General features: G+C 34.5%; 4 protein-coding genes. 2 read left to right on the top strand and 2 right to left on the bottom strand.

What is annotated here, in order from left to right; genetic code table 11:
- Positions 1-176: 176 nt before the first annotated feature.
- Entirely contained in the window at positions 177-1,256 is a 1,080-nt protein-coding gene (locus tag AC4AGG_RS15155; RefSeq protein ID WP_489772855.1) for a putative type IX sorting system protein PorV2, read from the bottom strand.
- The gene (locus tag AC4AGG_RS15150; RefSeq protein WP_489772854.1) at positions 1,253-2,140 is read right to left on the bottom strand and encodes a DMT family transporter; all 888 of its coding nucleotides are present in this window, start codon (positions 2,138-2,140) and stop codon (positions 1,253-1,255) included. The genes AC4AGG_RS15155 and AC4AGG_RS15150 overlap by 4 nt, the downstream gene beginning before the upstream one ends.
- 317 nt (positions 2,141-2,457) lie before the next feature.
- Here AC4AGG_RS15150 and AC4AGG_RS15145 point away from each other — a divergent pair, with 317 nt between their 5' ends.
- Together AC4AGG_RS15145 and AC4AGG_RS15140 are read left to right on the top strand one after the other, a co-directional pair.
- Positions 2,458-4,086: an acyl-CoA carboxylase subunit beta gene (locus AC4AGG_RS15145; RefSeq protein ID WP_489772853.1), complete on the top strand. Its 1,629-nt coding sequence runs from the start codon at positions 2,458-2,460 to the stop codon at positions 4,084-4,086.
- Positions 4,087-4,128: 42 nt separating this feature from the next.
- Positions 4,129-4,797 (top strand): hypothetical protein, encoded by a 669-nt coding sequence (locus AC4AGG_RS15140; protein WP_489772852.1) that lies wholly within the window; start codon positions 4,129-4,131, stop codon positions 4,795-4,797.
- Positions 4,798-5,402 lie beyond the last annotated feature (605 nt).

Genomic DNA, 5,402 nt, shown 5'->3' with positions numbered 1-5,402 from the left:
TAAAAGATAAAGCGAAATGAATATTACAAGAACTTGGCCAATTTGTTAACTGGACAATAATGTTGAAATCATCAAAGAATGAAATATTGACTTTTAAATACTTAAGAAAAAATAAGCATTAAAAATAGTAAAATCAAAATGAAGCGCTAAGTTTAGATCCTCTCTTTACGCCTTAATTAATTTCTCATTAGAGACATATCCAGCTTCAAAGAAAAAAAATTAGAAAAGAAGCTAGAACCATCAAGACCAGAGTTAGTTATGGCGTAATCCAAAGTTAGACCACGATATTTGATTCCAATACCTGCACTTGGCTGGAAAGAAACTTTGCGTTTTAGATTCTCGATGTCAGTAACTGTTTGAAAACGATTAACACCGAGTCTAACAAATAGCAAATCATTATAAGCAAGTTCGGCTCCAGCATAGGGAGTAATACTTGCAAAATCAGTTGATATAACAGCGGCTGTTTTGGCAAAATCAATATTTAACCCAGCTTCAGGTAACAAAGTAACCTTTGGTGACAAGTCGAAAACCTTGCTAGCACCAGCATTAAGCTTTGGCATCGTTAACTCCATTTTATCTTCTGGCGCAGGGTTGAACTCTTGTCCATTAACAATCGTCGAAAGTTCGTCTTGATTAATGGTCCAGAAATTAACGGTAGTTGTGGCATCACGCAAAATTCCACCAAAATTCCAACCACTATCAGCATGATAGATTGCTCCTAAATCAAATCCAAATCCATAAGAACTAGCAAATTTCCCCACATTACGATAAACTAGTTTTGCATTAACCCCAGCATCAATCTTGTGATTTCCCCCAGGATGAAATGCATATGAAATTAATGCAGCATAATCTGCTTGAGAAAATTTGGTAATTTTATCATAATCGATATTCCCTTCTGGATCAATCATTTGAGTTGTATTCAAGATATTATCAACTCCTAACCTAACCACAGAAATAGCAAACGCACCATCCGAATTCTCCAAAGTCTTTGCGTATCCAATATAATCATATTTTGCAATAGATTCGAAGTATTCTGCGTGCATAGCCGCCCCTTGCCAGTCTTGCTCAATTGCTATCAATCCTGCTGGGTTCCACATTGGTGAGTACACGTCGTTCTGACTACTGACCACGGCTCCTCCCATTCCAAGACCTCTAGCTCCTGCTCCAATATTTAGAAATTCATTTGAGTATTTCCTAACTATTTGTGCAGGTGACAATACAGCCAAAAAGAAGAAAAAAAGAAAAATATTTTTCATTGGGTGTTCTGTTTCAATTTAAGTTTTCGTTGCTTCATCAAACCATTCAATATAATTGCCAAAATCATTACAAATGAAGCAAAATAAAATGGCAAACTCATCTTCTCTGATTCACCAAAGATAAAAAAAGCAAGTATAATTCCATAGATTGGTTCCAAATTAACTGTTAAAATCAATGTAAAAGGTGAAATATATTTCATCAAGTTAACGGATTCTAACATAGGATATGCAGTGAACACACCTGCCAACAAGGTTATTAACGCTAAATCCCTCATACTTATTTCGTTGAAGGTGAAAATTTCTCCTGATAGTAGAAAATATACAGATATCAAAAACCATCCTCCGAAGATTTCATAAAAGATAATATTTCCTGAAGTCGTTTTACCATAGAGTTTTCCATTGAAAACAGAAAATAAAGTCCCAACCAATGCGGTCAAAATTCCATAGAAAATACCTTCTTTGTAATGGAATTCGATTTTAAAAATAAGTGAAATGCATGCAACAATTATGACTCCTAAGATAACTTCTGTGATATCCGTTTTCCTTTTGAAAACCATCGGTTCTATAATTGAGGCAAATAGCGTTGAAAGGGATAAACAAGACAACGCAATGGAAACATTAGACACCTTAATCGAATGAAAGAAACACAACCAATGTATCGCCATCATTCCACCCACAGCTAATAGCTGAAAAAGTAATTTTTTAGTAATCCGAAAACTTTGCTTCTTGACAAACCTTAGAAAAACATAAAGAAAAAAAGAAGCAAAAAGCATTCTATAGAACACCAACATCCCTGATTCTGCATTTATCAGTTTTCCCAAAATAGCTGTAAACCCCCAAAGAAATACAATAAAATGAAGTCGAAAAAGAGCGGGGTTTTTCATATTTGTTGTTAGACTGCAAAACTATCATTTAATTAGAAATTTCGCCAATATTTTTATAAAAAAACACCCCGAAAACTACAAGCAATCGGGGTGTCTCAAATAATAAACTATTAAAAAATAAAATTAGAACTGTTGCGGTCTTTCTCAAGAAAAAGACTTACAAGTATACAACGTGACATTTTTAATAAAATTGTATTGAAATCTTTAATATTTTTAAACGATATATAATCAACCATTTAAATATAAAAAATACAACATTTCTCAAAAAAAAGCATAAGCAAAAAAGTGCTATATTTAGGGAAAATTTGTGATAAAACATGGACTTAGAATTCAACAAAAGAGAAGATCAAAACAAACTTAAACTTTCAGAAATCAATAAAATCTACAGTGAGATTAAAAAAGGAGGTGGAGAAAAGCGTTTGCAAAAACTTCGAGATGAGGGAAAAATGACTGCTAGAGAGAGGATTGATTATCTTTTGGATAAGGATTCTGAGTCAATAGAAATAGGTGCTTTTGCTGGATATGATATGTATGCAGAACATGGCGGCTGCCCTTCTGGTGGTGTTGTGGTCAAAATAGGCTATATCTCAGGAAAACAGTGTATCGTTGTTGCCAATGATGCCTCGGTAAAAGCTGGTGCATGGTTTCCTATTACAGGAAAGAAAAACCTTAGAGCACAGGAGATTTCCATGGAAAACAGACTTCCAATTATTTACCTTGTAGATTCCGCAGGAGTATATCTTCCAATGCAAGACGAAATCTTTCCAGATAAGGAGCATTTTGGACGTATTTTCAGAAATAATGCGAAGATGAGTTCTATGGGGATTGTTCAAATTTCCGCCGTAATGGGAAGCTGTGTTGCAGGAGGTGCTTACCTTCCAATTATGAGTGACGAAGCTATGATTGTGGACAAAACAGGTTCTATTTTCCTGGCAGGAAGCTATTTGGTAAAAGCTGCAATTGGTGAAAATATTGATAATGAAACTCTTGGTGGAGCGACAACACATTGTGAAATTTCAGGTGTTACTGATTACAAAGCAAAAGATGATAAAGACGCACTGGACAGAATTAAAAACATCATGAAGTCTATTGGAAGTTTTGATAAAGCAGGATTTGACAGAATCGAAAGTCATCCACCAAAAGAAAATCCAGAAAACATCTTTGGAATTATGCCCTCCTCAAGAGCTGAACAATATGATACATTCGAAATCATTAAATGTATTGTTGATAATTCCGAATACGAAGAATACAAACCAGATTACGGTAAGACGATCGTATGTTGTACTGCCAGAATTGATGGATGGAGCGTCGGTATTGTCGCCAATCAAAGAAAAATGGTGAAAAACGGAAAAGGTGAAATGCAGTTTGGTGGAGTAATCTATTCAGATTCTGCTGATAAAGCAACTAGGTTTATAGCCAATTGCAATCAGAGAAAAATTCCATTAGTTTTCTTACAAGATGTTACAGGATTCATGGTAGGTAGCAAGTCAGAACACGGAGGTATTATAAAAGATGGTGCTAAAATGGTTAATGCCGTTTCCAATTCAGTTGTTCCAAAATTCACAATAATCACAGGTAACTCCTATGGTGCAGGAAATTATGCGATGTGCGGAAAAGCGTATGATCCAAGGCTTATTGTTGCGTGGCCATGGGCTGAACTAGCTGTAATGGGAGGTTCGCAAGCAGCGAAAGTGCTGGCTCAAATTCAAGAATCAACCTTGAAAAAACAAGGAAAGCAAATAACAGAGCAGGAACACCAAGAAATACTAGATACCATCTCCAAAAGATATCAAAAGCAAACCGAACCTACTTACGCAGCAGCAAGACTTTGGACGGATGCAATTATTAATCCCCTAGAAACCAGAAAATGGATTTCTATGGGAATTGAAGCTGCAAATAATAGCCCAATACATGACAAATTTAATTTGGGGGTTATTCAAGTTTAGCATATCTTTGAATCTGCTTAAAAAACACAAAATTTTGTTCAAATGATGAAAAAAACACTAATTATTGGTGGGGTTTTGCTATCCTCTCTTTTATTTTCTCAATGTTTAATTCAAGGTGCTGAGACCATCAATATTGAAGATGAATCTACTTATTTCGTACCCAATGAAATTGCACAATGTAAAGACTGTCATCAATGGTCTTTTACAGGAACAGATGCAAAAGTTGTAGGCGATATACGTCAAAACGTCATCAAAATTAAACCGAGCACTGTGGGTAAATTAATCATTTCAATTTCTGTCCTTACTCCAAAAGGAATACAACAGTGTACCAAATCGGTCGAGGTTATATCTCCTTTTGCTACTGGCTCTGGATTAGCCAATATAGGAATCGACAATGGTTCCCCTCAATTAAACGATACAACAGCAAAAGATGAACCAGAGTGCAATATAATAGTTAACAACTTCAAGGAAGTTAAATATAGTGAAGGACTAATCAATTTTATACCAGACAAAATTGATGCAACATATAGGTACACATGGAAAGCAACTTACAGCGATGGAAGTGTCCAAGAATCAAAAGAAATTGCTCCTCAATTAAATTATACGCTACAGCACAACATAGCAAAACTTGAGCTAAAAGTTATCTCAAGTAACTGCATTAAAAATATTTCTAAAGAATTTAGTCAGGAGTTCTGGCAATATCTGAGATAAATAATTTTACTAACAACAGAAAAATTGAAACCGTCTAATTCAAGACGGTTTTTTTGTACAAAAGCTATAAATATTACAAAAGCTAAAGAATTATAGGTTCTCAATTCTAAACCGAAAAAAATAATCTAACAAGAAAAAACTAGTATATCAAATCCCTGACAAATTTCCACTTGGCCAATGTTAAAAAACAATCTATGACACTAGTTTATATATTCTTCACAGAAATGTAATTAAAATACAAACCTTTCATACACAAAGCTATAATACAAGAGCTTAAACTATAATCAAAGTAAAACCCCCATACTCATTTCGTGACTTAAGTTATAAAATCAAAAATCTGAGCGTATAATGAGCGAAGGAATACGAATCCAAGACCAAGAGTGAGAGAGAATAAGAATGAGATTGCGGCGAAGGATGAGATTAAGACTAAGGTAGAATATAATTACTGCGATAGAGTAAGATTGAGGTCAATATTAGGTCTGAGATTGAGATTTAAGCATAGAAAATATCTCGCGAATAGATTTGACCTTATTGATTACTATTGTAAAGGGCGCTAATCTAAATCAATTTTTTATATCTTCACAATATTCAAAAAGTATAGAACA

The organism is Chryseobacterium sp. CG10_8 (assembly GCF_058117085.1).
This window is presented reverse-complemented; position numbering and strand designations above follow the sequence as displayed.